Source organism: Streptomyces longwoodensis (assembly GCF_001514125.1).
GTDB classification, from domain to species: Bacteria; Actinomycetota; Actinomycetes; order Streptomycetales; family Streptomycetaceae; genus Streptomyces; species Streptomyces longwoodensis.
The window spans coordinates 40,483-66,960 of the sequence record NZ_KQ948552.1; the positions used below are offsets into that span (position 1 = coordinate 40,483).

Here is a 26,478-nt window from a genome sequence, read left to right on the forward strand (position 1 = left end):
GGGTGGACGGGCGCCGGGACAACAAGGTCAAACTAGCCCAGACCCCGACCGGCCGCCGTGCTGGACGGGGCCGGTCGGGGCGGTGGACGGTCAGCGCACGTGCGGGGCGCGGTGCGGCGGCTGCTCGGGCGTCGGCCGGGCGGGGAGCGACGGCACGTCGCGCACCACGGGACCGTCGCCGTCGACGGTGAGCGGCGCGCCGTGGTGGTGGATCGTCAGGGGCGGCCCGGACAGCAGGCGGTAGGCGGCCTTGCCCGGCGTGATCTCCACGTGCAGGCGGCGGTCGCGGAACTGCAGGCTGAAGGCGAGCCGGCTGAACTTCTCCGGCAGGCGCGGCTTGAAGGACAGCGTGCCGCCCTCGTCGCGCAGCCCGCCGAACCCGGCGACCAGGGCCATCCAGGTGCCGGCCAGCGACGCGATGTGCAGTCCGTCACGGGTGTTCTGCTCCAGGTCGTGCAGGTCCATCAGCGCGGCCTCGGCCGTGTACTCGTAGGCCAGGCGCAGGTGTCCCGCCTGGGCCGCGATGACCGCCTGCACGCACGCCGACAGCGAGGAGTCCCGCACGGTCAGCGGCTCGTAGTAGGCGAAGTTGCGGGCGACCTGCTCGTCGTCGAAGTGTTCGGGGCAGGTGTACATCGCCAGCACCAGGTCGGCCTGCTTCACCACCTGCTTGCGGTAGAGGTCGAAGTACGGGAAGTGCAGCAGCAGCGGGTACTGGTCGGGCCGGGTGGCGGCGAAGTCCCAGCGCTGGTGGCGGGTGAACCCCGCGTGCTGCTCGTGCACCCGCAGCTCGTCGTTGTAGGGCACGTTGACGGCCTCGGCGGCGTCGCGCCAGGCCGCGCTCTCCTCGTCGTCGACGCCGAGCCGGGCGGCCTCCTTGGGGTGGCGCTCCGCCGCGTCGGCGGCGGCGAGCAGGTTCGCCCGGGCCATCAGGTTGGTGTACGTGTTGTCGTCGGCGATGGCGCTGTACTCGTCGGGGCCGGTGACCCCGTCGATGTGGAACGTGCCGTGCGGGTCGTGGTGGCCGAGGGAACGCCACAGGCGGGCGGTCTCCACCAGCAGTTCCACGCCCGTGTCGCGTTCGAAGTCGGTGTCACCGGTGGCCACGACGTAGCGCTTCACGGCATCCGCTATGTCGGCGTTCACGTGGAAGGCGGCGGTACCGGCGGGCCAGTACGCCGAGCCCTCCGAGCCCTCGATGGTGCGCCAGGGGAACGCGGCGCCGCGCAGGCCGAGCTGGGCGGCGCGCTCACGGGCGGCGGGCAGGGTGTTCTGCCGCCAGCGCAGCGCCTCAGCGACCGCGTCGGGCGAGGTGTACGTCAGCAGCGGCAGGACGAAGGTCTCGGTGTCCCAGAAGGCGTGCCCGTCGTAGCCGGACCCGGTCAGCCCCTTGGCGGGGATGGCGCGCTGCTCGGCGCGGGCACCGGCCTGCAGGACGTGGAAGAGCGCGAAGCGCACCGCCTGCTGGATCTCCTCGTCGCCGTCGACCTCGACGTCGGCGCGGGCCCAGAAGTCGTCGAGGTAGTCGCGCTGCTCGTCGAGCAGTCCCTGCCAGCCACTGTGCCCGGCCGCCGCGAGCGCCGCCTCCACCTGGTCGCTCATCGCGGGCCGGGAACGGGCCGCCGACCAGCCGTGGGCGACCAGCTTCTCCACGCGCAGCGTCTCGCCGGGCTCCAGCACGGAGGTGACGGTCAGCCGGGCGACGTCGACGTTGCTCTCGCTGGCGGTGGTGGTCCGCTCGGGCCCGCTGACGACGTGGTCGGCGGCGACCGCGACGCGCAGTCCGCTGCGGCGGGTGCGGTGGACCAGGCGCAGCCGCCGGCCGGCGGTGATGTCCTCCTCGGGCTCCAGCGGCGACTTCAGGGCGCGCGCGGCGCGCGGGTCGCCGTTGGGTTCGGGCAGGCTCTCGTTGGCGACCAGCTCGGACTGGATCACCACCCGGCTGCGGCTGCCGACGGCCTCCACCTCGTAGGCGACGGCGGCCACGGCCCGCTGGGTCAGCGACACCAGCCGGGTGGAGCGCACCCGGACCGTGGAGCCGGCCGGCGAGGTCCACTCGCAGGTCCGCTCCAGCACGCCCCGGCGCAGGTCGAGCACGCGCTCGTGGGAGACCAGGCGCCCGTAGCGCAGGTCGAACGGCTCGTCGTCGACGAGCAGCCGCAGCACCTTGCCGTTGGTGACGTTGATGACGGTCTGGCCGGACTCCGGGTAGCCGTAGCCGGCTTCCGCGTACGGCAGCGGGTGGACCTCGTGCACGCCGTTGAGGTAGGCGCCGGGCAGGCCGTGCGGCTCGCCCTCGTCGAGGTTGCCGCGCCAGCCGACGTGCCCGTTGGACAGGGCGAACACCGACTCGCTCTGGGCGAGGACGTCCAGGTTCAGCTCGGTCTCGCGCACGCTCCACGGCTCGACGGCGTACGCCCCTTCGGTGATCACGCCTGTCCCCCCAGTTCGTCCAGGTCCTTGACGACGATGTCCGCGCCGTGCGCGTAGAGGGCGTCGGTCTGGCCCACGCGGTCGACGCCGACGACGTACCCGAAGTGTCCCGAGCGGCCCGCGTCCATGCCGGCCAGGGCATCCTCGAAGACGGCCGCGCGGGACGGCTCCACACCGAGGTCGCGGGCGGCGGCGAGGAAGGTGTCCGGGCGCGGCTTGCCGGGCAGCCCCCGTTCGGCGGCCACCACGCCGTCGATGCGCACGTCGAACAGGTCCTCGGCGTGGATCGAGCGCAGCACGTCACGGGTGTTGGCGCTGGAGGAGACGATCGCGGTGCGCAGGCCGCGGGCGCGGACCGCGTCGAGGTAGCGCAGGGTGCCCTCGTACGCCTCGACGCCGTCGGTGCGGATCCGCTCCAGCAGCAGTTCGTTCTTGCGGTTGCCGAGGCCGTGGACGGTCTCGGCGTCGGGCGGGTCGTCGGGGGTGCCCTCGGGCAGCTCGATGTCCCGCGAGGCGAGGAAGCTGCGCACGCCGTCGGCGCGTGGCCGTCCGTCCACGTACTGGTCGTAGTCGTCGTCGCTGAAGGGCCGGAAGGAGTCACCGTCGCGGGCGCGCAGGAACGCGTCGAACATCTCCTTCCAGGCGGCCGCGTGGACCACGGCCGTGCGCGTGACGACCCCGTCGAGGTCGAAGAGGCAGGCCTGGATCGTGTCCGGTAGACCGAGCTGCGTCGTCATACAGGACACCGTTCCCCGCTCCGGGCCCGCCCACCGGGTGGCGCACGCCACAACACCCCACGGGATCAGTCGTGCGGGAAGGAGTGGTGCTCGTGGGCGATCAGCCAGCGCCCGCGTTCCTTGCGCAGTCCGAACGTCAGCCGCAGCCGGGGCGCGGGCGGTTCGGCCGGGTCCCCGGGCGGGTCGCAGCGCACCAGGGCGTGCGCGAACGCGACCTGGGCGCCGGCGGTCACGTCGAGGGTGTCGAGGTCGAAGCGCGCCCCCTGGGACTGCCAGGCGAAGAACGGCGGCCAGAGCGCCCGGTAGGCGGCCAGGCCGCGGAAGCCCCCGTCGGGCGGGGGCACGTAGTACAGGACGAGATCCTCGGCGTGCCCGGCGAGCACGCCCTCCAGGTCGCCGCGGCGCACCGCGTCGGCCCAGCGGGTGATCAGGGTGCGGATCTGCGTCTCGTCGTCGGGCACGGGCGTCCTCCTCCTCCCCGGCGGGGCCGGGGCTGCTCGCAGTACCTCACCTGGGCGGTGCCACACTGTGCGGTGTGTCCGTGAGTGCTGCGTCTGTGGTGTTCGACGATCTCCTCCTGCGTGCGCGTTCCCTGGTCCGCGGCGGCCACCGCGCCGTCCTCGGGATCGCCGGCAGCCCCGGCGCGGGCAAGACGACGCTCGCCGAGCACCTGGTGGCGGCGCTGAACGAGGGCGGCGAGCCGTGGGTGGCGCACGTGCCCATGGACGGCTTCCACCTCGCGGACGCGGAACTGGACCGCCTCGGGCTGCGCGACCGCAAGGGGGCGCCGGAGACCTTCGACGCGGCCGGGTACGCGGCGCTGCTGCGCCGGCTGCGCGACGACGAGCCGGACACCGTGTACGCGCCCGGCTTCGAGCGGGTCCTTGAGCAGCCCCTCGCGGGCGCGATCCCGGTGCCGCCCGCCGCGCGGCTGGTGGTGACGGAGGGCAACTACCTGCTGCTGGACGCGGGCGCGTGGGCGCGGGTGCGGCCGCACCTGGACGAGGTGTGGTTCTGCGACCCGGACGCCGGGGAGCGGGTGCGCCGTCTGGTGGCCCGGCACGAGGAGTTCGGCAAGAGCCACGAGGAGGCGGTGGCGTGGGTGTACCGCTCGGACGAGGCCAACGCCGAGCTGGTGGCGACGACCCGGGAGCGGGCGGACCTGGTGGTGCGGGAGGTCGCGGGGCTGCGCCGGGACTGAGACCGGCCCGGCCGGGTCGCGCTGAACCTCGACGGGCCGCGGGCCGTACCTGTGGGCAGGGCGGGAGGTCCGCCGGTACGACCCGTGGGGAATGATGGCGCGCACACTGCACTCGGTCCCGGTCCCCCGGGTGGACGCGGGCGGATCCACGCCCGCGCGGGCGCGCCGCTCCTGGCTCGCCCCGCTGCTCGTGGTGGTGCTGCTCGGTCAGATGGCGGTCGCGATGGTCACCACGGCCGTGCAGCAGACGCCGACCATCGACGAACCGGTGTACGTGGCCACCGCCGCCGACTACCTCCACGCGCACCGGCTCCGCCACAACGCCGAACACCCGCCGCTCGGCAAGCTGGTGATCGCCGTCGGGGTCGCGGCGGCCGACCCGCACGTGGACGCGGCGTTCACGGGTGACCAGGGCGCGGCGGGACGCCGGCTGCTGTACGGCTCGGGCAACGACCCCGGCCGGCTGATGCTGTGGGCGCGGCTGCCGGTCGTGGTGCTGACCCTGCTGTTCGGGCTGGTGGTGTTCGCCTTCGCCCGCGACCTGGCCGGTCCCGCGGCGGGAGCCGTGGCGCTCGCCCTGTACGCCTTCTCCCCCGACGTGATCGCCCACGGCGCGCTGGCCACCCTCGACGTACCCATGGCGGGCTTCCTGCTGACGTCGGTGTGGCTGCTGTGGCGGGCCCGCGAGCGTCCGCGCCGCTGTCTGCCGCTCGCGGGGGCCGCGCTGGGCGCGGCGGTGGCGACGAAGATGAGCGCGCTGCCCGCCGTGCCCGTGCTGCTGGCCCTGGCCGTGCTCGCGCTGTGGCCCGCCCGCCGGTGGCGGGCCCTGGCCGGGGCCGGGGTCGTGGCGGGAGCCGCCGTCGCCGTCGTGTGGGGGGCGTACCTGGCCGTGGACCCCCGGCTGCGCTGGGACCCGGGCGCCGCCCACGTGCCCGTGGTGCACGGGCTGCGCGGTCTGCTCGTCGACCTGCTGCCGTTCCCGCCGGCCTACCGGGACGGCATGCGGATGCAGTTCGGGCTGGAGAACCAGCCGTGGCAGGGCTTCCTGTTCGGGCACCTGTACACCGGCTCGCACTGGTACTACCTGCCGGCCGCGCTGCTGGTGAAGACCCCGCTCGGGCTGCTCGCGCTGTGGACGGCCGGGGCGGTGGCCCTGCCGGCGGTACGGCGCCTGCGCCCGGCGGCGCCGTACGTGCTGCTGCCGTCCGGGGTGCTGCTGGCCGCGGCGATGACCGGGGCGCGGGACTTCGGCACGCGGTACGTCGTGTTCCTGCCGCTCTTCCTGGCGGTGGCCGGCGGGTGCGTCGTGACGCTGCGCACCGGCCCGCGTGGCCGTGCGTCCGGCCGGGGCCGGCTCGGCGTCGGGACGCCGGCCGGGTTCGCGGTCGGGGTGACGGGGCTGCTGGTGGCGTGGGTGGCGGTCAGTTCGCTGCGGACGTTCCCCTACTACCTGCCGTACGCCAACGAGGCGTTCGGCGGCCCGGCCCGCACGCACGTGTGGCTGCACGACTCCAACGTGGACTGGGGCCAGGACCTGGGCCGGCTCGCCGACCGGCTGCGCGAGCGGTACCCCGGTCAGCGGGTGTGGCTCGTGTACAAGGGCAGCGGGGTGCCGTCCGCCTACGGCATCCACGCCGCGGATCCGCTGCGGGTGCCCGACGGCGAGGTGCGCGGGCTGCTGGTCGTGTCGGACTCGGCGGCGGCCAAGGCGCGGGGCCGGCTGGCGCGGCTGCTGGACGACAGCCGGCCGGTGGACGAAGTGGGCCACTCGATCACCCTGTACCGCCGGTAGGCCGACGTGCCCGGGAACTTCCCGGTGCCGGGAGGACCCGGCGGGCCGGGCACCGGGACCCGCGCACGGCGGCGCAGGTCGCGCGGGTCGCGCGGCGCCCCGACGGGTGTGCTCGCGGCCCCCGTTCAGGCGCGGCCGGTGGGCTATGTTGAGTGGTCGTGGGAGACAAAGGAGGCGCACCCGTGCCATCGCCGCAGCAGGCACGTGCGCAGGCATCAGCGATCACCTCGGGCCGGACCGCCCCGGAGGCCGAGGGCTCTCCGACGTCCCGGCTCAGGGAACTCTTCGACCGGCCCCAGCTGTCCCCGGGACAGCGCCGCATCGCCCAGTACCTGATCGAGCACATCACCGAGGCGGCGTTCCTGTCGATCACCGACCTGGCCGAGCGGGTGGGCGTCAGCCAGCCCTCGGTGACGCGGTTCGCGGGCGCGGTCGGCTTCAGCGGCTACCCGGCCCTGCGGGAGAAGCTCCAGGCGATCGCCCTGGGCGCGCTGGCCGGGGGCCCGGCGACGGACGAGGTGAACCGCAGCAACGAGCTGCAGTCGGCGGTCGACGCGGAGATCGAGAACCTGGAGAACCTGCGCCGTGACTTCGCCGACCCGGACCGGGTCATCGACGTCGGCCGGAGCCTGTCGGGGTCGACCCCGCTGACCGTGCTCGGGCTGCGCATCTCCGCCTCGCTCGCCGAGTACTTCGCCTACGCCGCGCGCCGCATCCACCCGGACGTGCGGGTGGTGACCCGCGGGGGCAGCGTCGCCTACGACGCGCTGCTGCAGTCCCGGGAGGCCGGGGGCACCTGGGTGCTGGCGTTCTCGATGCCCCGGCACGCGCAGGAGACGCTCACCGCGGTGCGGGTGGCGCGCAGCGCGGGCCTGAAGGTCGCCCTCGTCACCGACCTCGCGCTGGGACAGCTGGCCGACGAGGCGGACGTCACCTTCGCCACCGGCACCGGCTCCCGGCTGGTGTTCGACTCCTACGCGGCGCCGGGGGTGATGTCGGCCGCGCTGCTGCAGGCCATGACCGACGCCGGCCCGGAGCGCACGCAGGCGCGGCTGGAGGAGTACGAGCAGATCGCCGAGCAGCACCACTTCTTCCTGCGGGACTGAGCGGCCACCGGCGCACCCCCCTCGTTGAAAACTGACGTGGGATCACTGCGCGCCCAGCGCACATGAATGTTTTCATACGTCTTGCAAAGGAGACGGCATATATAAATACTGCTCACGGCCGCACCCGCCCGACAGGGCTCCCGTACGGACATCCCCGAGCCGCCGTCCCCTACCCACGCCGGCGCGGAGGTGCCCGGGGCACCGCCCGGCGCGCGTGCCCGCGGCGGCCCCGGTCATCCCCTGGGCCGGGGCCGCCCCGCCAGGTCGGGCCACCCGTCCCGACGCCGTACACCGGAAGCGATGATCATGCCCACGACGACGACGCGCACCCGCCCGGACTGGCCGTGCCAGGTGAAGAGCCCCGGCAGCTACGACTGGGAGCGCTCGGCGACCAAGTGGCTGCGCGAGCTCGTGCCCGCCCGCTACGCGAGCTACCCGGCGCTGCTGCGCCACCCAGTACTCCTCGCCCGCCACGCCCACCTCCAGGTCCAGCAGGAGATCCGGGTGGCCCGCACCGCCCTGCAGACCGCCCGCGCCGACCTGCCCCGCCTGGGGCTGCCCGAATCGGTCATCGAACACACGATCAGGCTGTACGCCGCGGAGATCATGCAGCTCCAGCACATCGCCCGCAGCGTGCGCGCGGTGACCGAGGCGCTGGTGGAGCACACCTCCGGACGGTGAGCGCGGCGCGCTCCCGGTCCTCCCCGGGACCGCGATCGAACAGCCGGGCCTGTGTCATGCTCGTTCCGTGACGAGCGAACCCGCGGTGCCCGGAGAGTCAGGCGGAGCGCCCGACCTGGCCGCGCTGACCCGGGTGGTGGCGCGTCAGCGCGCCGAGATGGACCGACTCCAGGACGTGGCGGCCACCTCGGCGGTGGTCGAACGCGCCAAGGGGGCCGTCATGGCCCGGCTGGGCTGCACCCCCGACGCCGCCCACGACGTGCTGCTCCAGCGGGCGAAGGCCGCGCGGCGCACCCTCCTGGAGGAGTGCTGGATCACGCTCGGCACGTTGGCCCCGCCCAGCGCCCCGGCGCCGGGACCCGGACCGTACGAGGTCGACGCCACCGCAGCCCTGCCCGACGTCCCGCCGGGCACCGCCGAGGACGTCGCCCTCGCCCTCGCCCGGCTCGGCCGGGCCCTGGTCCGGGTGAGCACCCCCCAGGACCTGGCCCGCTGCCTGCTGGAGCACGTGGCACCGGACGTGGGCGTCGACGCCGTCCTCCTCTACGCCCGCCTGCCCGCCGGCGGACTCGAACTCATCGGCCACGCCGGCGTCGACGACGCCCTGGCCCGGCAGTGGCAGCAGGTGCCGCCGCTCACCGGGATCGCCCCGCTGGAGGCCCTGCGCAGCGGCGAGCCCCGCTGGCTGGAGGACTCGCGCACCGACCGGAAGCGCTACCTGCTCATCGGGGAGCCGCCCGAGCGGTGGGGGTCACGCGCCTGGCTCCCGGTCCTCGGCGGCCCGGGCGACGCCGGTGGCCCGGGCGGCTCCGGCGGCTCGGGGGACGAGCGGGCCGCGGTCGTCGTCGGGTTCCTGCGCGGCGTCGGCGCGCCGTTCCCGCAGCGCACCCGCGAACACCTGGAGGCGGTCGCGCACTTGTGCGCCGGCCCGCTGGCCATGTTCGGCACCCGGCAAGAGCCCGCGCTCGGCTCCGCGGTGGACGCCGTGCAGGCCGTGTTCGACCGGCTGCCGGTGCAGGCGGTGCTGCTCACCCCGGTCCGCGCGCCGTCGGGCGCCGTCGAGGACTTCCGCGTGGACGCGGCCACCGCCGACACCGTCGACTCCACCGGCCGCAGCGGACGCCGGCTGACCGGGCTGCGGCTGCTGGAGTGCTGGCCGGCGATCACCGGCGAGCCGCTGTGGCACGGCTGCCTGGACACCCTCACGCGGGGCACGGCCTTCACCAGCGAGCCCTTCGCCCGGCAGCGGACGGTGGGCGGCGAGACCGAACTGTCCACGGTCTGCGCGCACGTGGAGCGGCTCGGCGACGGACTGGTCCTCACCTGGCTGCCGTACGACCCCTCGGACCGGCAGGAGCAGCGGCTCGCGGACGTCCAGCGGCTCGGCAACCTGGGCTGGGCCAACTGGAACCTCGCCGCCGGTGACGTCAGCTGGTCCTCCCAGGTGTTCACCATATTCGAGCGCGATCCCGCCCTGGGCGCCCTGCAGTTGACCGCCCTTCCCGAGCTCGCCCTGCCCGAGGACGTGCCCGCGCTGGCCCGGGCGGTCGGGGAGCTGGTGCGCCTCGGGCGGCCGTGCGACGTGCCGTTCCGCATCGTCACCCGCGGCGGTGTCCGGCACCTGCGGGTCGTCGCCGAGGCCGTGTCGGACCAGTACGGCACGCCGGTGGAGGTGCACGGCTTCGTGCAGGACCTCACCGCGCAGCGCAGCGCCGAACTCGCCCTGCTGGCCAGCGAACGCGCCATGCTGACCCAGCACGGCGTCCTCCAGGCCGAGCGGACGGTGGCCGCCCGCCTCCAGGACGCGCTGCTGCCGCTGCCGGAGAAGCCGGTGCAGCTGGCCGGGCTGCGCGTCGAAGTCGCCTACCTGCCCGCCCAGTCGGGGCTGAACGTCGGAGGCGACTGGTTCAGTGCCATCCAGCTGCCGGACGGCGACGCCCTGTTCGTCCTCGGCGACGTCGCGGGCCACGGCATGGACGCCGTGGCCACCATGGCCCAGCTGCGGTTCACCGCCAAGGGCATGGTGATCACCGGCTCCTCGCTGACCGGCGCCCTGCACCGGCTGAGCGCCCTGCTGCTGCACTCCCGCGACTCGCACGGCACGGCCACCATGGTGCTGGCCCGCTACGACCCCGCCGAGCGGCGCCTGGTCTGGGCGCAGGCCGGGCACCCGCCGCCGCTGCTGGTGCGCGACGGCGCGGTCCGCTACCTCGACCGGCCCGCCGGGATGCTCCTCGGCGCGTCCGACACGCCCCGCTACGGCGAGGCCGAGTGCCTGCTGCGGCCCGGCGACCGCGTGGTGCTCTACACCGACGGCCTGGTGGAGCGGCCCGCGGAGAACATCGACCGGGGCCTGGAGCGCCTGGCAGGGGCCGTCGCGGCCCAGGCCGCCGCCGGGACCGTCTCGCTCGACCGGCTCCTCAGCGCCGTCCTGGAGGCCGAGCAGCACGACGACGTGTGCGTGCTGGACATCCGCGTCCCCGAGGACGACGCCACGTCCTGACGTGCCGGGCACCGGTCCACCGGGCACCGGTCCGCGGGGCGCCGGGAGGCCGGGGGCGGTGGTCACGTCCGTGACTCCAGGTCGCGCCGGGTGTCGTCGCCGTACACGCCGCTCTCGTCGCCGCGGATGCCGTACCAGAGCTGGAAGCGGGCGACGGCCTCGGCGAGGACGGTGCCGTAGCGGCCGTCGGTGGGGCCGTCGTCGTAGACGTCAGGGACGCGGCGCAGACGTTCCTGGAGGTCGGTCACCCCCGGCCCGCTGTCGCCCTCGCGGAGGGTGCCCGGTCCGTCGGGGTCGGCGGGGACCGGGTCCGCCGGAGCCGGAGCGGTGGCCGTCGGCGGCGTCCGCGCGGCCGTTCCGCCGTCCGTGCCGGGCAGCAGCAGGGCACAGGCGAAGCCGGCCAGGGCGGCGGCAAGAACGCCCCCGGCGACGGCCGCGCGACGCGGGCCGGGGCGCGACGCCGGGCGCGCCGGGCGGCGGGCGCCGGGGGCGGCCGGGGTGGGTCCGCCGGGCACCGGCGGGAATTCCTGCGTGTCGGCCTCCGTGTCGGCCGCGCCGCCGGGGCGGCCGGCGCCCACGGCGACCGGCTCGTAGCCGGTGGGCGGCCGGTCCTCGGTCAGCTCGCGGAACAGCGCCGCGAGGGCGTCGGTGCGGCGGGGCCGCAGGACCCGGATCGGTTCGAGCACCGGGCGCTCGGGGGGCTCCCCCGGTTCGGGCGGTGTCGGCACGCTGCCTCCTCAGGGATCTCGTGTCCCCGGGGAGTGGTACGGACGGGCCGCCGTCCGGGTTCAGTGCGCGGGCACGACGTCCAGGAAGCGGTGCAGGGAGGCGGCGAAGGCGGTCACGAAGGCCTCCCGCCGGTCCTCGTCCAGGGCGTCCAGCGACAGGTAGGGGTTGAGGTCCTCCAGCTCCACCAGCAGCAGCTCGCCGTCGGGGGCGCGGCAGGCGTCCACGCGCTGGATGCCGTGCCGCAGCCCGTTCCACTCGATGAACCGGCGGGCGAACTCCAGGTCGCGGACGGTGGGTTCGTACGGCTCGAGTTCCCAGCGCCGGTCCGGGTCCGGGGCGTACAGGGCGTACTGGAAGGCGTCGTCGACGAAGCAGAAGGAGACCTCGTGGGCGAAGTCGACGTGGGGCTGGACGAGCACCGTGCCGTCGGCGAGGGCGGGCAGTTCGGCGCTGGTCACGACCCGCAGGCCGATGGAGTCCGCGCCGAGGCGGGGCTTGACGACGTAGCGGTCGGCCCCGGGCAGCCGGTGCAGGTCCTCGGCGCGGTCGACGGTGGGGATGACGGGCAGGCCCGCCGCGCTCAGGTCGAGCAGGTACTGCTTGCCCGCCATGTCGGCGCGTCCGGTGAGCGGGTTGTACACGCGGGTGCCCTGCCGCAGGGCGCGCTCGCGGAAGGCGTCGTACTCCGCCCGGTAGCCGAGGACGGGGCCGCTGTTGCGGACCACGACGGCGTCGAAGGCGTCCATCAGCGCGGCCGCCTCGCGCGGGTGGCACAGGGCGAGGTCGAACTCGGCACGCAGCCGGGAGGTCAGCAGGATGTCCTCGTCGCAGTAGCGGCGCCCGCGGGCCGGGTACGCCAGGTCGCTGACGTACAGGATGCGGGGGCGGGCGTCGGCCATGCGGTCTCTCCAGGTCACGGCGGGCGGGGCCCCGACAGGCTACGGCGTGGCGGCGACGGCCCCGCGCGCGGGCCGGGCGGACCGCCTCACACCCCGAAGGGGGCACTGAGTGCCAGACCTGGACACCGAGGACTACAGCATCGGTCGAGGCGCACTCGAAGCCCCGTACGGGCTGCGCCCCCATCGACGGGCACCCGGTTCCTTTTTCGTGGTACGCAGTATCTTTACGCCTGGCACTGAGTGCCATACATTGAGCGGGTGCGCGGCGGCACGGTGGCCGCGCGGACGGGTGCGCGGCCGGGCCGTGCGCGTGGATTCCGGCGTAGTGCAGGGAGTTGACCAGCGTGTACCACTTCGCAGGAGACGGTGCTCAGCAGGGCACGGGCGCCCCGGCGGGCGTCCTCGACCGCCGCGGTCCCGACGGCGAGGCCATCGTGTTCCAGCGCTGCACCTATTGCGGCACCGCGGTGTACCACCGGGTGCTGTGTCCGGTGTGCCGGGGCAGCGACCTGCGCACCGAGCGCAGCCAGGGCACGGGCACGGTCCGCCACTCCACGGTGGTGCACCGCAACACGCCGGCCGCGCGCAACGTGTCGCTGATCGAGATGGCGGAGGGGTTCGTCGTCCGGGGCCGGGTCATGGGCCCGCCCATCGGCGTCCACAGCGGTGACCGCGTCCGGCTGTCGACGGCCCAGGACCCGGTGCGCGGCGAGCCGGTCTTCCAGCTCGTCGACGAGCCGCTGCGCGCCTGGACCTGAGCCACCGTCAGGACCTGTCACCGTCAGTACCTGTCACCGACAGGACCTGAGTTACCGTCAGGGTCTTCGCCCTCCCACGGCGCCCCTCCCCCGGCGCCCCTCTTCCGCGATGGCCGGATTCCGGTGCCGCGCCGCGCCGGACCGGCGGGGCACAGGCAACCCACAGGCACCGCCTCGCATCCTCCGGGGCGCGTGAGGCTCCCGTGACCGACGGGTCGCCCGCGCGCCACGTGCGAGGAGGGGACCATTGATCCGTGCCCGGCACATAGGTGTCACCGCCGTCGCGTTGCTCGCGACACTGGCGGGCACGCCCGGCCTGGCGGCGGCCCAGCAGCCGCCCGGAACACGACCGTCGACAACGCTGTCCGACACCGGGCTGCCACCCGGCTGGCAGCTCACCGCGCAGGGGGGCCGGCCCGAGCTGGTCTGGCACGCGCCCGCGCCGGTGCCCATGGGTGACGCGCGCGTGGAGTTCCACGCGGGCGAACGGCTGCTCGGCGTCCCGGTGGCGGGCCGGGACGGCCGCACCTTCCGGCTCGCCCTCGAACGGGGCCGCCCGGCGGACCTGAAGGACCTGCGGGCACTGGCCGGCGGGCGCCGGCTGGACGCCCCTGACGAACACCGCGCCCCCGGCCGCCGCACCCCGCCGTCCGTCACCCCGCCGCCCGCCGTCGCGCCCGCCGCACCGGCGCCGGCCGGTGCGGTCGACCCCGGCCGGCCCGGCGCGTACCGCACGCTCACCTCGGCCTACGACCTGGACCCGGTGGCGCTGCCCGGCCTGCCGCGGCCCGTGGAGATGAAGGCCGTCGTGGTCGCGCCCAAGAACGCCGCGGGCAGGCGTCCGCTGGCGCTCTTCCTGCACGGCCGGCACGCCACCTGCTACAAGCCGGGCGCCGAGGACGACGTCACCGGTGACTGGCCCTGCGCCGACGGCTACCGGCCGATCCCCAGCCACCGCGGCTACCTCCGCGACCAGCAACTCCTCGCCTCCCAGGGCTACGTGACCGTCTCGATCTCGGCCAACGGAGTCAACGGCCAGGACTGGCAGGCCGAGGACGGCGGCGCCGAGGCCCGCTCGTCGCTGGTGCGCCGGCACCTCGCCGACTGGGCCGACTGGGCCGCCCACCCGGACCACGCCCCGGCCGCGCTCCACCGCGTGCCGCGGGCCGACCTGTCGCGCGTGCTGCTCGTGGGCCACTCGCGCGGCGGCGAGGGCGTCAACCGGGCCGCGATGGACAGCCTCTACCCACCGCCCGCCGACCAGGACGGTGCCCGCGGCCCGGTGCGCTGGACCATCCGCGGCACCGTGCTCGTCGGACCGACGATCTTCGGCCAGAATCCGGTCGCCGACGTCCCGTCCGCCACGATCCTCCCGGGCTGCGACGGCGACGTGTCCGACCTCCAGGGCGAGGTGTACGTCGACGGCACCCGCGGCGTCAGCAAGGGCACCGCCCTGCACAGCGCGGTCTACGTCGTCGGCGCCAACCACAACTTCTTCAACAGCGAGTGGACGCCCGGCCAGGCCGAGGCACCCGCCTCCGACGACTTCTGGGACGACGAGCAGGAGCGGGACCCGGTGTGCTCCCCGGGCAGCGCCACCCGGCTGACCGCCGACCAGCAGCACCGGGCCGGCGCCACCTACATCGCCGCGGCGGCCCGGCTGTTCGTCGCCGGTGACGACCGCGCGCGGCCGCTGCTGGACGGCACGGGCCTGCGCGCGCCGTCCGCCGACCCGGCGCGCGTCCTGACCCACGCGGTGGGCGCCGGGCGCGGCGGAGGGTTCCTGCCGGACGGGCCGGTCACCGTGACCGGCGGCCGGCTCTGCTCGGCCGTCGACCCCGACCCGGCCGTAGCCTGCCTGGACCCCGAAGTCCCCGGTTCCTCCCCGCACTTCGCGGGCTGGGAGACCGACCGTGAGACCGGCCGCCGCGCGGTGGCGCTGACCTGGACCGCGCCGGGCGGCACGACCGCCGCGCTGCGGCCCGGGGCCGCGGTGTCCCTCGCCGGTGCGCGCAGCCTCGCGCTGCGGGTGATCGTGCCGCCGAACAGCGGGAGCACCCCGTTCGACGTGGCCGTCACCGACGCCTCCGGCCACCGGGCCGCGCTCGGCCGGGTCACGGTCGACGCACTGCCCGGCAGCGGGCGCACCGCCTCGTCCTGGGCGCGCGAGGTCCGCGTCCCGCTCACCGCGGCCACCCGCGCCGGGCTGGACCTGCGGCACGTCACCGCGCTCGCGCTGACCCCGCGTTCGGGCGCCGGTCGGGCCTGGCTGGTCGACGCCTGGGGCTGGCGCCCCGGCACCCCGGCGGTGCGGGCGGCGGCGCTGCCGCGCGTCGACGTGGGCCGCACGGCGGTCAAGGAGGGCGACACCGGCGTGCGCACCTACACCGTCCCGGTCCGCGTCTCCGGGCACGGCTCGGGACAGGTCCGCGTCTACGTCCTCGACCCCGCCACCGGCCACGCCCGGGACCGGCTGGTCACGGTGCGGCCCGGCCGGCACGACATCGACGTGCCGGTGACGGTGCGCGGCGACACGGCGTTCTCCTACGACGTCCAGCACGACATCGCCGTCAAGGCGGTGCGCGGTGCCGTGGTGGGGGCGCACCGGGGAGGCGTCACCGTCGAGAACGACGACCCGATGCCCGCTCTCACGGTGACGCCGACCGCGGGCCGGGTGACCGAGGGTCAGGCGCTCGGCTGGCGGATGACGTTGTCGGAGCCGAGCGCGGTGGACATCTGGCTGCCGTTCCGGATCGTCCCGGTGACCGAGGGGGCGGAGCTGTCCACCAAGGACGTCGACCCGCGGTGGCTGAGCGAGTGGACCGGCGAGGAGCCCGACCCGGAGCGTGCGCTGTCCGCCACGGGCGCCTGGGTGTGGCTGGAGTTCCCGGCGGGCTCGACCCGTTACGACCTGGGCCTGCCGACGCTCACGGACCAGGTGGCCGAGCCGGCGGAGTCGGTGCGGTTCGAGCAGACCGACGACGACGGCCGACCGGTGCCCGGCGGCGCCGCGTTCACGGGAACCGTGACGGACACGCCGTAGACCGCAGAGTGGCGAGGGCCCGGACCGGCCGACCGGTCCGGGCCCTCGTGCGTCATCGCCTTGCTGCGGCAGTGCGATACCGCGTCAGTGCGTCGCGTCGTCGGCCGCGCCCGGCGTCACCCGGATGCCGACCGTGCCGTCCAGCCCGCGGCGCAGGCGGCTGCCCAGCAGGGTGAGCCGGCCGGTGAGGCCGTACTTGCGGGCGATGAGCTGCCGGTAGCGGCCCACGGTCGCCGCGTCGACGATCTCCGCGGTGGCCGGCGTCTGGTCGCCGGTCGGGTGCCCGCGCAGGTCGCAGGGGCCCACGAGGACACCGGGGCGGGCCCTGATCCGCTTGACCTTCCAGGAGTCGGCGGTCGTCCAGACCCCGAGCGCGTCCCCGTCGCGGACCACCCACACCGGGGTCGCCACGGCCGTCCCGTTCTTCCGGTAACTGGTCAGGAGCAGGTACTTGCCCGCTCCGAGCCGGTCGAGCAGCGTCTCGTCCATCCCGGCAGTCTAGGGGCGGCGGGCCCCGCGGGACCCCCTCGCGATCTCCCCCCGCCTCCCCGGGGTCGGCCTTGAACGCCGCGCCCCCCGGGCCCGTATGGACAGTGGGTGCTCGACGACCGGAGCGCCCCGCGGTGTCGACGCCGCGCGCGTTCGGGTTCGGGAGCGATGCATGAGGCACGTACGACGGCGGATCGTCCGGCGAGTGACACGACTGGCGGCCGTCGGCGGACTGCTCCTCGGCGGGGCCATGGTCGCGCAGTCCGCCATGGCCGGCGAGCCGGGCGGCCAGGCTCCGCAGCGGGGTGCGGCCCGGACGCTGTCGGCGACGGGCGCGGACCTCGTGGACCGCCTCGGCGCGGCCCGTACGGCGGGCAGTTGGGTCGGCGACGACGGGCGGACGGTGGTCGCGGTCACCGACGCGGGCGCGGCCGAGGAGGTCAGGCGGGCCGGCGCCGAGGCGAAGGTGGTCGGCCACAGCATGAACGAGCTCAAGTCGGCCACGTCGGCGCTGCGTTCGGCCCCGCGGGTGGCCGGCACGGCCTGGGCGCTGGACTACCGCACCAACCGTGTCGTGGTGCGCGGGGACAGCACCGTGTCGGCCACGGACTGGGCCCGGCTCACGCGGGTCGCGGACGGCATCGGCAGCTTCGTGCGGATGGAGCGCACCCCGGGCACCTTCACGCCCCGGCTGAACGGCGCGCAGCCCATCCTGTCGACCGGTGGCCGGTGCTCCGCGGGCTTCAACGTGACCGACGGTCAGCGGGACTTCATCCTCACCGCCGGGCACTGCGGTCCCGCGGGCGCGCAGTGGTTCGCCGACAACCAGGGCACCCGGCCCGTCGGCCGGACCGTGAACTCCGCGTTCCCCGGCGCGGACTTCTCCCTGGTGCAGTACGCGAACGGCGCGGCGGGCGACGGCGCCGACGTCGTGGCGATCGGCAACGGCAACGGGGTCCGCATCACCGGGCTCGCCGACCCGTCCGTCGGACAGCGGGTGTTCCGCAGCGGCAGCACCAGCGGACTGCGCGACGGGCAGGTCACCGCGCTCGACGCGACGGTGAACTACCCGGAGGGCACGGTCACCGGGCTGATCGAGACGAACGTCTGCGCCGAGCCGGGCGACAGCGGCGGCCCGCTGTTCTCGGACGGGATCGCGCTGGGGGTCACCTCGGGCGGCAGCGGCGACTGCACCACGGGCGGCACGACGTTCTTCCAGCCGGTGACGGCGGCGCTGACCCGGCTGAACGTGAAGCTGATCGTGTCCGCGCAGGCGGCGGGCGGGGCGAGCGCGTCCCCCTCGTCCGGGGCGGCCCCGTCGGCGTCCCCGACCCAGGCGGCGATCGCACCGGGCGCGGCCTCGCCGGGCTCGACGGCTCCGGTCGCGGGCGGCACGGGGACGGGACGGACGCTGGTGGCGCGGCTCACGGACCCCGGCGCCGTCGGTCCCGGCCTGCTGGTGATCGCGGGGAGCCTGGTGGCGCTGGTCGCCACCCGCTACCTGCGCGCGGAGCGGGACCGCAAGGCGTACCAGCGGTACTACTCGACGACGTGGAGCTGAGGGGCCGCCGGAAGCGGCCCCCGGGATGCGTGGGACGCGGTGCTACGGGGATTTCCGGGGTGCGGCGCGGGATGGCCGCCCGGTGTGCGGACCGGCGGTCAGGCCGCGTCGGCCCGCTGCTGGGCCACGGCGGCCCACTCCAGGACGAGGCGCTGGTACTCCGCGCGCTGCTCGACGCTCAGTGTCCCGCCCGACCGGAGCCACAACGCCCGGATCTCCTCGTTGACCTCCGCGGCCGATCGCTCGGAAACGGGTTCAACACTGGTGGACATGCTGTGAATCTTACGGTGTCCAAGGTGAAGGCCGCGTGAGTTAATACGTGATATTCCGGGCAAATCGGACCGTGTTGCTGATCACGTCCATCTCGCAGGAAACAGGCGCGTCGAACGGCCCGGGCCCGCCGGGGAGTCCGCCCGGACCTGCGGGAACGCCCGCACCACGAGAGCCGGGCGGCCCCCTGGGGAGCCGCCCGGTCCGCGTGTGTCACGCGCCACGTCCCGCCGCGCCGGTCAGGTGCCCGGCTTGCGGCCGTAGACGAAGACGTCGTCGCCGGTCTTCAGCAGCGACCAGTACTTCTTGGCCGTCGCGGTGGTCATGTTGACGCAGCCGTGCGACCCCGGCGGGTTCCACATGCTGACGCCGACCGAGTGGAAGGCCTGCCCGCCGTCGAAGAACTGGCTGTACGGCATCGGCACGTTGTAGATCGTGGAGACGTGGTTGATGTGCCGCCAGTAGATCTTCTTCAGACCCGTGCGGGTCTCGTAGCCGTCGCGCCCGGTGCGCACCGGGACCGGCCCGTAGACGAGCCGGCTGCCGTCCTGGATCCAGCTGATCTGCAGCGTGAGGTTCACGCAGGCGATCCGACCCTTGTTCGTCGGGCACTTGTGGTCCTTGTTCGGGTTGCTCCCGACCGCCTTCTGCTTGTTCATCAGGTCCATCACGCCCCAGGTGACGGGCCCGGCGTAGCCGATGTTCGGCGTGATGCCGTGCTTGTTCTGGAAGGCCTGGATGGCCCGGCAGTCGGTGGTGGACTGCTTCCCGTCGACCGGCCGGCCGAGGAACTTCTCCACCTGCTTCTGGTACGGCCCGGCCTGCGTGGTGCAGCTGCCCGCCGCCTGCGCCGGTCCCGCGCCCAGTGCGAGGGTGAGCGGCGCCACCAGCGCCGTCATCCCCAGGGCGACCACCCCTCGTCTGCGTATGTCCCCCATGTCCGCCCTCTCCCTGACCCCGTGTGCGTGGAGCGCGTCGTGTGCGCCGCTCTCGATGAACTAGACACGATCACGCGCCCTTGGGTTGTAGCAGGGTGGGAGCTGTGACGAAACAGTGAAGTTCGGCCGTGACGGTCGTCACGTACGCGAACCGGTCATCGTGCCGGCGGGCCTCGGCCCCCTCGGGCCTCAGTCCTCCTCGGTGCGACCGGTCGCCCGCCGGAAGCCGGTGTTGACCGCGGTGATGCCGCCGTCGACGACGACCGAGGTGCCGGTGATCCAGGCGGCGTCGCGGGAGGCGAGGAACGCGACGGCGGCGGCGACGTCCTCCGGCTCGCCCACCCGGCCGAGCGGGTACAGGGTCCGGATCTCCTCCAGATCGTCGTCGCGGCCCTCCCACGCGGTGGTGCGGACCGTGCCGGGGACGACCATGTTGACCCGCACGCCCCGGGCGGCCGCGTGCCCGGCGAGCGTGCGGGTGAGGGAGCCCAGGCCGGCCTTGGCGGCGCTGTAGGCGTGGTTGCCGAAGTCCTGCATGCCGTTGACCGAGCCGATGTTCACGATGGCGCCGCGCCCGCCGGCCGCCAGGTGGGGCAGCGCGGCCCGGCTGCACCGGTAGGCCCCGGTCAGGGTGAGGTCGAGGTCGTGGGCCCACGCCTCGTCGGGTTCGTCCTCGAAGAGCGGGGCGTCGGGGGTGCAGCCGTAGGCGTTGTTCACCAGGACGTCGAGGGCGCCGAAGGTCTCCACGGCGTGGGCGACGGCCGCCTCCACGGAGGCGCGGTCCGCGACGTCGCAGGCGTACCCGGCCGTGGCGAGCCCCTCCTGGTGCAGCGCGGCGGCGGTCCGCCGGGCCGCGGGCAGGTCGACGTCGGTCACCAGCACCCGCGCCCCCTCCTGGGCGAGCCGGCGGGCGACGGCCCGGCCGATCCCGCGGGCGGCGCCGGTGACGAGGACTGCCTGGCCTTCGAAGCGCTGTGCGTGTGTCATGGCACCGACGGTAGAGCCCGTGCCGCCCGGCCGGATCCGGTTCAGCGGTAGCCCGTGGTGTCCGCGGGCTTGCCCGCGTCCTGCACCTCCACCAGGTAGCGCCAGGCGTCGGGGCGGCTGCCGTCGAGGTCGGTGAAGCCGTACTCCTGGGCCAGGCCGCCGCTGGACAGGGACCGGCCGTTGAAGCGGGCCACGTCGGGGTCGGCGGCCAGTGCGGCGACGGCCCGCCCGACGTAGCGCGGGGTCTCCGAGATCGCGAAGTGCGGGACCTGCCCGAGCGCGTCGCGCCAGTTGTCCTCCCGCACGCCGAAGGCGTCGAGCATCATCTCCGAGCGCAGCCAGCCCGGGGTGAGGGCGAGGGCCGTGGCGCCGCGCGGGCCTAGTTCGTGGCCGAGGGCGAAGGCCATGCGCAGCACGGACGCCTTGGCGAGGTCGTAGAAGAAGGAGTTGCGGTAGCGGTCGCGGTTGTACTCCGCGGTCCCGTCGGTCATCTCCACGACCAGGCCGCCGGGGTGCCGCAGCAGCAGGGGCAGGGCGTGGTGGCTGGTGACGGCGTGGGTCTCGACCGCGAGCCGCAGCAGGCGCAGCCCGTCGTCGAGGTCGTGCTCCCACAGGGGCGTGTCGAAGGCGAAGAGGTGCTCGCCGCCCCAGACGTCGTTGACGAGGACGTCGAGGCGGCCGCGCTCGTCGGCGATCCGGTCCACGAGCGTGCGGACCTGGGCGGGGTCGAGGTGGTCGGTGGGGACGGCGATCCCCTCGCCGCCGACCCCGGTGACCAGGTCGGCGGTGTCCTCGATGGTCTCGGGGCGGTCGTACTCGGAGCGGTGGGCGCGGGTGCTGCGTCCGGTGACGTAGACGGTGGCGCCCGCCGCGCCGAGTTCCACCGCGATCCCGCGGCCCGCCCCGCGCGTCGCGCCCGCCACCAGCGCGACCCTGCCCCGCAACGACTCCGTCATGTCCGGCCTCCCGTGTCCCTCGTGCGTGTCTACGCCCCACAGCGTGCCGGGGAAGCCGGACATCTCCTGTCGTCTTTTCGGCGGGGTTCCTCCGGGTGACCCCTGCGGGGCGGGGCGGGGTCACCCGGCCGGGGTCAGTGCCCCCGGTCGATCCACTCCTGGAGGTGCGGGGCCTCGGCGCCGATCGTGGTGGTGTCCCCGTGCCCGGTGAGGACCTTCGTGTCGGGCGGCAGGGTGAGCAGCCGGTCGCGGATCGAGGTGATGATCGTCGGGAAGTGGGAGTACGACCGCCCGGTGGCGCCGGGGCCGCCCTGGAACAGGGTGTCGCCGGTGAACAGGGCGCCGAGGCCGGGGTCGTGCAGACAGACTGCGCCGGGCGCGTGCCCGGGGGTGTGCAGCACGGTCAGGTCGGCGCCGGCCGCCTCGATGACCTGCCCGTCGGCCAGGTGCGCGTCGGGGTCGCGGTCGGGGTGGGTCAGCTTCCACAGGGGCAGGTCGTCGGGGTGCAGCCAGATGGTCGCGCCGGTCAGGTCGGCCAGGGCGGGGGCCGCGTTGACGTGGTCGTTGTGGGCGTGGGTGCACACGATCGCGGTCAGGCGCCGGTCGCCCACGGCCTCGGCGATGGCCCGCGCGTCGTGGGCGGCGTCGATGACGATCACCTCGTGGTCGTCGCCGACCAGCCAGACGTTGTTGTCGACGTCCCAGGTGCCGCCGTCGAGGCTGAACTGGCCGGAGGTGACGAGGCGTTCGATGCGGGCGGCCATCACAGCACCACCACCGAGCGCAGCACGTCGCCGTGGTGCATCCGCTCGAACGCCTTCTCGACCTCGTCCAGTTGGATGGTCTCGGTGACGAACGCGTCCAGCGGCAGGCGCCCCTGGAGGTGCAGGTCGATCAGCATGGGGAAGTCCCGCGAGGGCAGGCAGTCGCCGTACCACGAGGACTTCAGCGCGCCGCCGCGGCCGAAGACGTCCAGCAGCGGCAGCTCCAGCTTCATCTCGGGGGTGGGCACGCCGACCAGGACGACGGTGCCGGCCAGGTCCCGGGCGTAGAACGCCTGCTGGTAGGTCTCCGGGCGGCCGACGGCCTCGATGACGACGTCGGCGCCGAAGCCGCCCGTCAGTTCGCGGATCGCCTCGACGGGGTCGTTCTCGCGGGAGTTGACGGTGTGGGTGGCGCCCAGGGTGCGGGCCTTGTCCAGCTTGCGGTCGTCGATGTCCACGGCGATGATCCTCGCCGCGCCCGCCAGGCGGGACCCGGCGATCGCCGCGTCGCCGACGCCGCCGCAGCCGATGACGGCGACCGAGTCGCCGCGGCCGACGCCGCCGGTGTTGATCGCCGCGCCGATGCCGGCCATCACCCCGCAGCCCAGCAGGCCGGCGACCGCCGGGGAGACGGACGGGTCGACCTTGGTGCACTGCCCGGCCGCGACCAGGGTCTTCTCGGCGAAGGCGCCGATACCCAGGGCAGGGGCCAGTTCCTGCCCGGTCGAGGCGAGGGTCATCCGCCGGCGGGCGTTGTGGGTGTCGAAGCAGTACCACGGGCGTCCGCGCAGACAGGCGCGGCAGTGGCCGCACACCGCCCGCCAGTTGAGGATCACGAAGTCACCGGGCGCGAGGTCGCCGACGCCGTCGCCGACCGACTCCACGACGCCGGCCGCCTCGTGCCCGAGCAGGAACGGGAACTCGTCGTTGATGCCGCCCTGCTTGTAGTGCAGGTCGGTGTGGCAGACCCCGCACGCCTGCACGCGGACGACGGCCTCGCCGGGCCCCGGGTCGGGTACGACGATCGTCTCCACCCGTACCGGCTCGTCCTTGCCCGGTGCGATCACGCCGCGCACTTCCTGCGCCATGGTGCTGCCCCTTTCGTCGCGGTCGTCGTGGTTCGACATCCGGTTCCGACCCTAGACGCAACGGATCACCGGACGCACCGGGTCACGCCGAGGGGGCCGCCCGGGGTGCGGGCGGCCCCCTCGGGGCGGTGCGGTGCTCAGCCGTGCACGGACGGCAGCAGGCCGGTGACGGGGGCGACCAGGCCGGCGATCTGGTACACCGGTTCGCTCGCCCTCCGCAGCTGCTTCACCTTGTTGAGCTCGTTCAGCTGGCTGGAGACCGGGGGCAGCGCACCCCGCTGCTGTGCGGGGAGCTCGCTCGCGGCGAGCGAGTCGAGGAGGGTCAGCGGGCTCAGCCGGCCCGAGTCCTTGGCGTCGGCCGCGTTCGCCAGGGGCGCGGCGAGACCCGTGACCCCGACGGCGAGACAGGCGGCGGCGACGATGCGTCGAGTGGAGATCATGCCCTCAGCAACGCCCCCGGGCGTCCCGGGGACACGGCCGCGGAGCGCCGCTCACCCGTGAGGCGCAGGACGCGCCGCGGGCTTGCCGGGCCGTGCGGGGCGGAGGACGCTCGAAGGTGAGGGCCGCACGGCCCGGTCCGCTCGGTCCGCGGCCCTCCGAGGAGGTCACCATGGACACCGCGACCGGCTCCACCTTCGACGCCGACACCCTGCGGCGGGGACTGGAGGGCAACACCGGCAACACCCTTCTCTCGCTCTACGCGGACGACGCCGAGCTGCGCATCGTCGACCACACCGCCCAGCCCAGCCACCCCAAGGTGGTGCGGGGCCGGGCCGCGCTCGCCGAGATGCTCGACGACGTCTACAGCCGCGACATGACGCACAAGCTGGACCAGTGCGTCGTGCAGGGCGACCACGCCGCCTACTGCGAGTCCTGTGAGTACCCGGACGGCGTCCGCGTGCTCTCCGAGTCGATGATCACGCTGCGCGACGGCAAGATCGTCGACCAGGTCATGATCCAGGCCTGGGACGAGTGACGGCACCCGCGGGCCGGTCCCGGGCCACCGCCCGGCCGGCCCGCACTCCCGCGGGGGCGCCGCTCCCGGTCCGGCCGGAGGGGCGCGGGAACCCTCGGTTACGCTGGGGGCGGGCCGTGACTGGCGCTGAGGTGGAGCACCACCGGGGAGCGGTCCGTGACCCCTCATGCCGTGCGCCTGGGCGACACCGACCGATCGGCCCAGGAGGACACCCATGTCGCAGGCCCGGCTCATGGACGGCACCGCGCTCGCCCGGCGCATCGTCGAGGAGACCGCCGAGAGAACCGCCGACCTCACCGCACGCACCGGTACGACGCCCTGTCTGGCGACCGTGCTGGTCGGGGAGGACCCGGCCTCCGTGACGTACGTCCGGATGAAGCAGAACCGCTGCCGCACCGCCGGTATCGCCTCCCGGCACGTGGCGCTGCCCGCCGACACGACCACCGCGGACCTGGTCGGCACGCTGCGCGCGCTGTCCGCCGACCCCGCCGTGCACGGCATCCTGCTCCAGCACCCGATGGGCCGGCACATCGACGAGCGGGCGGCGTTCGAGGCGATCGCGCCCGAGAAGGACGTGGACGGCGTGACCTTCGCGTCGTTCGCCACGATGAGCTTCGGCCTGCCGGGCTTCGTCTCGTGCACGCCCGGCGGGATCATGCGGCTGCTCGACGCGTACGGCGTCGACCCGGCCGGCAAGCGGGCCGTGGTGGTCGGCCGCAGCGCCATCCTCGGCAAGCCCGCCGGGATGCTGCTGCTGGCCCGGGACGCCACGGTGACGTACTGCCACTCGCGCACGGCGGACCTGTCGGCGGCGGTGCGGGAGGCGGACATCGTGGTCGCCGCCGTCGGCCGTCCGCGGCTGATCCGGGGGCAGGACCTCAAGCCCGGGGCGGTCGTGGTCGACGCCGGCTACAACGAGGGCAACGTCGGCGACGTGGACTTCGCCTCGGCCGTGGAGCGCGCCTCGCTGATCACGCCGGTGCCCGGCGGAGTCGGTCCGATGACGATCGCCACGCTGCTGGAGCAGACGGTGACCGCGGCGGCCCGGCAGCTCGGCGCGTGAACGGCGCCCGTCCCGCCGGCGCACCGGAGCCGGCGGGACGGGCCGTTCGGGAGCCGGGACGTCGGCGTGGACGCCGGTCGCCGGTTGTCCAGCATGTCGAACGTGGCACGAGTCACCGAACCTCGATGCGCGCCGACCGTAGAGCCGCCCGGGGGCGAAGTCAACGCCTCCGGCAAGGACGAACCGGCCGCCTCCCGCGGGCGGTTGACTGCCCACCGGGCCTTGCGGCGCCCATACTGTCCTTCGTGCGAGTGGCGATCATGACGGTGGGTTCGCGGGGCGACGTGGCACCCTTCACCGGGGTGGGCCACGGCCTGGTGCGCGCGGGGCACGAGGTCACCCTGGTCACCCACGCGCGGTTCGCCCCGCTGGTCCGTGGCTCGGGGGTGGGCTTCCACGCGCTGCCGGTGGATCCGCGGGCGGAGCTGGAGTCCGCCCGGGGGCGCGGGCTGCACCGCAGCGGGTCCGGCGCGGGCAAGCTGCTGCGCGCCGCCGGCCTGGCGCGGTCCCTGGTCGGCCGGATCACCGACGACCTGATCGCCGCCGCCCGCACCAGCGACCTGCTCCTGCTGTCCGCCTCGGTGGCCCCGCTCGGCCAGGCCGTCGCCGCGGGCCTGCGCCTGCCGAGCCTGGTCCTGCCGCTGCAACCCGTCACGGCCACGCGGGAGTTCGCGCCCCCTCTGCTGGGCGGCGGCTCCTACGGCGCCCTCGGCAACCGGCTCGCGGGGCACGGCCTGGAGCGGACGGTGCCCTGGGTGTTCGGCCCGGCCCTGCCCGCACTGCGGGCCCGGCTGGGCCCCGCCGCCGCCTTCGGACCGACGCCCGGCCGGCTGTTGCACGGCTTCAGCCCCCAGGTGGTGCCCCGGCCGCGCGACTGGGCCCCCGGCCTGGACGTCACAGGCTACTGGTGGCCCCACGACCACGTGACGCGCCTCCCGCCGACCGTGCGGGAGTTCCTGGACGCGGGCCCGCCGCCGGTGTTCGTCGGACTGGGCAGCGCGACCGTGCCCGACCCCGGGCGGCTGAGCGCCACCGTCGTACGGGCCCTGCGGCGGGCGGGGCTGCGCGGGATCGTGCAGCGCGGCTGGGCCGGTCTCACGGCGGACGGCGACGACCTGCTCACCGTCGACGAGGTCCCCCACGCGCTGCTCTTCCCCGAGACGGCGGCCGTGGTCCACCACTGCGGCGCCGGCACCACGGCGGCCGGCATCCGCGCGGGCGTCCCCGCCGTGCCGGTCCCCGTCCAGTTCGACGAGGGCTTCTGGGCGGACCGCCTGGTGCGGCTGGGCGTGGCCCCCCGGGCACTCCCCCTGCGCCGGCTCACGGCCGACACCCTCGCGGCCGCGCTGACCCGCGCCACCGGCGACCCGGCACACCGCGAGCGCGCGGCACGGCTGGCGGCACGGGTGCGGGCGGAGGACGGGGTCGGGCGGGTGGTGGCGGCGGTGGAACGGCTGGGCCGGGCCTGAACGGCCAGCGGCCGGGCGGTGCACGGACGGGCCGG

24 protein-coding genes and 1 riboswitch are annotated in these 26,478 nt (G+C 74.9%); of the genes, 11 read left to right on the forward strand and 13 right to left on the reverse strand.

The genetic code is table 11. The annotated features are described in order from the left end of the window. Positions 1-90: 90 nt before the first annotated feature. The 3 genes from AQJ30_RS12635 to AQJ30_RS12645 all read right to left on the reverse strand — a co-directional run bounded on the left by AQJ30_RS12635 (position 91) and on the right by AQJ30_RS12645 (position 3,631). On the reverse strand, positions 91-2,433 hold the full coding sequence (locus AQJ30_RS12635) for a glycoside hydrolase family 65 protein (RefSeq protein ID WP_067232775.1): 2,343 nt from the start codon (positions 2,431-2,433) through the stop codon (positions 91-93). Next, on the reverse strand, positions 2,430-3,170 hold the full coding sequence (locus AQJ30_RS12640) for a beta-phosphoglucomutase family hydrolase (protein ID WP_067232778.1): 741 nt from the start codon (positions 3,168-3,170) through the stop codon (positions 2,430-2,432). Before AQJ30_RS12640 ends, AQJ30_RS12635 begins: the two co-directional genes overlap by 4 nt. A gap of 65 nt (positions 3,171-3,235) precedes the next feature. Further along, entirely contained in the window at positions 3,236-3,631 is a 396-nt protein-coding gene (locus AQJ30_RS12645) for a YybH family protein (RefSeq protein WP_067232781.1), read from the reverse strand. A gap of 80 nt (positions 3,632-3,711) precedes the next feature. On the opposite strand from AQJ30_RS12645, the gene AQJ30_RS12650 reads away from it, so the two are divergent. The 5 genes from AQJ30_RS12650 (at position 3,712) to AQJ30_RS12670 (ending at position 10,453) form a co-directional block, all read left to right on the forward strand. Beyond that, positions 3,712-4,371 carry a nucleoside/nucleotide kinase family protein gene (locus tag AQJ30_RS12650; RefSeq protein ID WP_211278973.1) on the forward strand — a complete coding sequence of 220 codons (660 nt, stop codon included), beginning with the start codon at positions 3,712-3,714 and terminating at the stop codon, positions 4,369-4,371. Between the two features lie 91 nt (positions 4,372-4,462). Then, on the forward strand, positions 4,463-6,163 hold the full coding sequence (locus tag AQJ30_RS12655; protein WP_067232786.1) for a phospholipid carrier-dependent glycosyltransferase: 1,701 nt from the start codon (positions 4,463-4,465) through the stop codon (positions 6,161-6,163). 182 nt (positions 6,164-6,345) lie between these two features. Beyond that, a complete protein-coding gene (locus AQJ30_RS12660; RefSeq protein ID WP_067232789.1) occupies positions 6,346-7,269 on the forward strand; it encodes a MurR/RpiR family transcriptional regulator in 924 nt (307 codons plus the stop codon). A 300-nt stretch (positions 7,270-7,569) separates the two neighbouring features. Next, positions 7,570-7,950: a hypothetical protein gene (locus AQJ30_RS12665; protein WP_211278974.1), complete on the forward strand. Its 381-nt coding sequence runs from the start codon at positions 7,570-7,572 to the stop codon at positions 7,948-7,950. Positions 7,951-8,017: 67 nt separating this feature from the next. Continuing rightward, positions 8,018-10,453, forward strand: coding sequence for a SpoIIE family protein phosphatase (locus tag AQJ30_RS12670; protein ID WP_425424143.1), 2,436 nt, complete (start codon positions 8,018-8,020; stop codon positions 10,451-10,453). Between the two features lie 62 nt (positions 10,454-10,515). Here the strand turns inward: AQJ30_RS12670 and AQJ30_RS12675 are convergent, their stop codons facing one another. Together AQJ30_RS12675 and AQJ30_RS12680 are read right to left on the reverse strand one after the other, a co-directional pair. After that, positions 10,516-11,181 (reverse strand): peptidoglycan-binding domain-containing protein, encoded by a 666-nt coding sequence (locus AQJ30_RS12675; RefSeq protein WP_067232793.1) that lies wholly within the window; start codon positions 11,179-11,181, stop codon positions 10,516-10,518. 60 nt (positions 11,182-11,241) lie between these two features. Next, entirely contained in the window at positions 11,242-12,081 is an 840-nt protein-coding gene (locus tag AQJ30_RS12680; RefSeq protein WP_067232796.1) for an ATP-grasp domain-containing protein, read from the reverse strand. A gap of 344 nt (positions 12,082-12,425) precedes the next feature. Here AQJ30_RS12680 and AQJ30_RS12685 point away from each other — a divergent pair, with 344 nt between their 5' ends. Both AQJ30_RS12685 and AQJ30_RS12690 read left to right on the forward strand, forming a co-directional pair. Then, the gene (locus AQJ30_RS12685) at positions 12,426-12,839 is read left to right on the forward strand and encodes a Zn-ribbon domain-containing OB-fold protein (RefSeq protein WP_067232798.1); all 414 of its coding nucleotides are present in this window, start codon (positions 12,426-12,428) and stop codon (positions 12,837-12,839) included. A 247-nt stretch (positions 12,840-13,086) separates the two neighbouring features. Next, the gene (locus tag AQJ30_RS12690) at positions 13,087-15,882 is read left to right on the forward strand and encodes a S9 family peptidase (RefSeq protein WP_067232801.1); all 2,796 of its coding nucleotides are present in this window, start codon (positions 13,087-13,089) and stop codon (positions 15,880-15,882) included. A gap of 84 nt (positions 15,883-15,966) precedes the next feature. Here AQJ30_RS12690 and AQJ30_RS12695 read toward each other — a convergent pair whose 3' ends face one another. Next, a complete protein-coding gene (locus AQJ30_RS12695; RefSeq protein WP_067232803.1) occupies positions 15,967-16,371 on the reverse strand; it encodes a PPOX class F420-dependent oxidoreductase in 405 nt (134 codons plus the stop codon). A gap of 172 nt (positions 16,372-16,543) precedes the next feature. On the opposite strand from AQJ30_RS12695, the gene AQJ30_RS12700 reads away from it, so the two are divergent. Further along, the gene (locus tag AQJ30_RS12700) at positions 16,544-17,932 is read left to right on the forward strand and encodes a S1 family peptidase (protein ID WP_067232806.1); all 1,389 of its coding nucleotides are present in this window, start codon (positions 16,544-16,546) and stop codon (positions 17,930-17,932) included. A 98-nt stretch (positions 17,933-18,030) separates the two neighbouring features. On the opposite strand, the gene AQJ30_RS38720 is transcribed toward AQJ30_RS12700, so the two are convergent. From AQJ30_RS38720 to AQJ30_RS12730, 7 genes are all read right to left on the reverse strand, one after another. Then, entirely contained in the window at positions 18,031-18,204 is a 174-nt protein-coding gene (locus tag AQJ30_RS38720) for a hypothetical protein (protein ID WP_168218209.1), read from the reverse strand. 237 nt (positions 18,205-18,441) lie between these two features. After that, entirely contained in the window at positions 18,442-19,140 is a 699-nt protein-coding gene (locus AQJ30_RS12705; protein ID WP_067232810.1) for a L,D-transpeptidase family protein, read from the reverse strand. Positions 19,141-19,329: 189 nt separating this feature from the next. Continuing rightward, positions 19,330-20,127, reverse strand: a complete 798-nt coding sequence (locus AQJ30_RS12710; RefSeq protein ID WP_067232812.1) for an SDR family NAD(P)-dependent oxidoreductase — start codon at positions 20,125-20,127, stop codon at positions 19,330-19,332. A 41-nt stretch (positions 20,128-20,168) separates the two neighbouring features. Further along, positions 20,169-21,083 carry an SDR family oxidoreductase gene (locus AQJ30_RS12715; protein WP_067233537.1) on the reverse strand — a complete coding sequence of 305 codons (915 nt, stop codon included), beginning with the start codon at positions 21,081-21,083 and terminating at the stop codon, positions 20,169-20,171. A gap of 134 nt (positions 21,084-21,217) precedes the next feature. Continuing rightward, positions 21,218-21,847 (reverse strand): MBL fold metallo-hydrolase, encoded by a 630-nt coding sequence (locus tag AQJ30_RS12720; RefSeq protein WP_067232815.1) that lies wholly within the window; start codon positions 21,845-21,847, stop codon positions 21,218-21,220. Continuing rightward, entirely contained in the window at positions 21,847-22,935 is a 1,089-nt protein-coding gene (locus AQJ30_RS12725; RefSeq protein ID WP_067233538.1) for an S-(hydroxymethyl)mycothiol dehydrogenase, read from the reverse strand. Before AQJ30_RS12725 ends, AQJ30_RS12720 begins: the two co-directional genes overlap by 1 nt. A 137-nt stretch (positions 22,936-23,072) precedes the next feature. Beyond that, complete coding sequence (locus AQJ30_RS12730; protein WP_067232818.1) at positions 23,073-23,375, reverse strand: hypothetical protein; 303 nt, start codon at positions 23,373-23,375, stop codon at positions 23,073-23,075. Positions 23,376-23,545: 170 nt separating this feature from the next. Here AQJ30_RS12730 and AQJ30_RS12735 point away from each other — a divergent pair, with 170 nt between their 5' ends. From AQJ30_RS12735 to AQJ30_RS12745, 3 genes are all read left to right on the forward strand, one after another. Then, complete coding sequence (locus AQJ30_RS12735) at positions 23,546-23,911, forward strand: nuclear transport factor 2 family protein (protein ID WP_067232820.1); 366 nt, start codon at positions 23,546-23,548, stop codon at positions 23,909-23,911. A 106-nt stretch (positions 23,912-24,017) separates the two neighbouring features. Continuing rightward, positions 24,018-24,101: riboswitch (ZMP/ZTP riboswitch) on the forward strand. Positions 24,102-24,125: 24 nt separating this feature from the next. Continuing rightward, positions 24,126-24,974 carry a bifunctional 5,10-methylenetetrahydrofolate dehydrogenase/5,10-methenyltetrahydrofolate cyclohydrolase gene (locus AQJ30_RS12740; RefSeq protein WP_067232823.1) on the forward strand — a complete coding sequence of 283 codons (849 nt, stop codon included), beginning with the start codon at positions 24,126-24,128 and terminating at the stop codon, positions 24,972-24,974. Positions 24,975-25,234: 260 nt separating this feature from the next. Further along, positions 25,235-26,443, forward strand: a complete 1,209-nt coding sequence (locus AQJ30_RS12745) for a glycosyltransferase (RefSeq protein ID WP_067233539.1) — start codon at positions 25,235-25,237, stop codon at positions 26,441-26,443. The last annotated feature ends 35 nt before the right edge of the window (positions 26,444-26,478 follow it).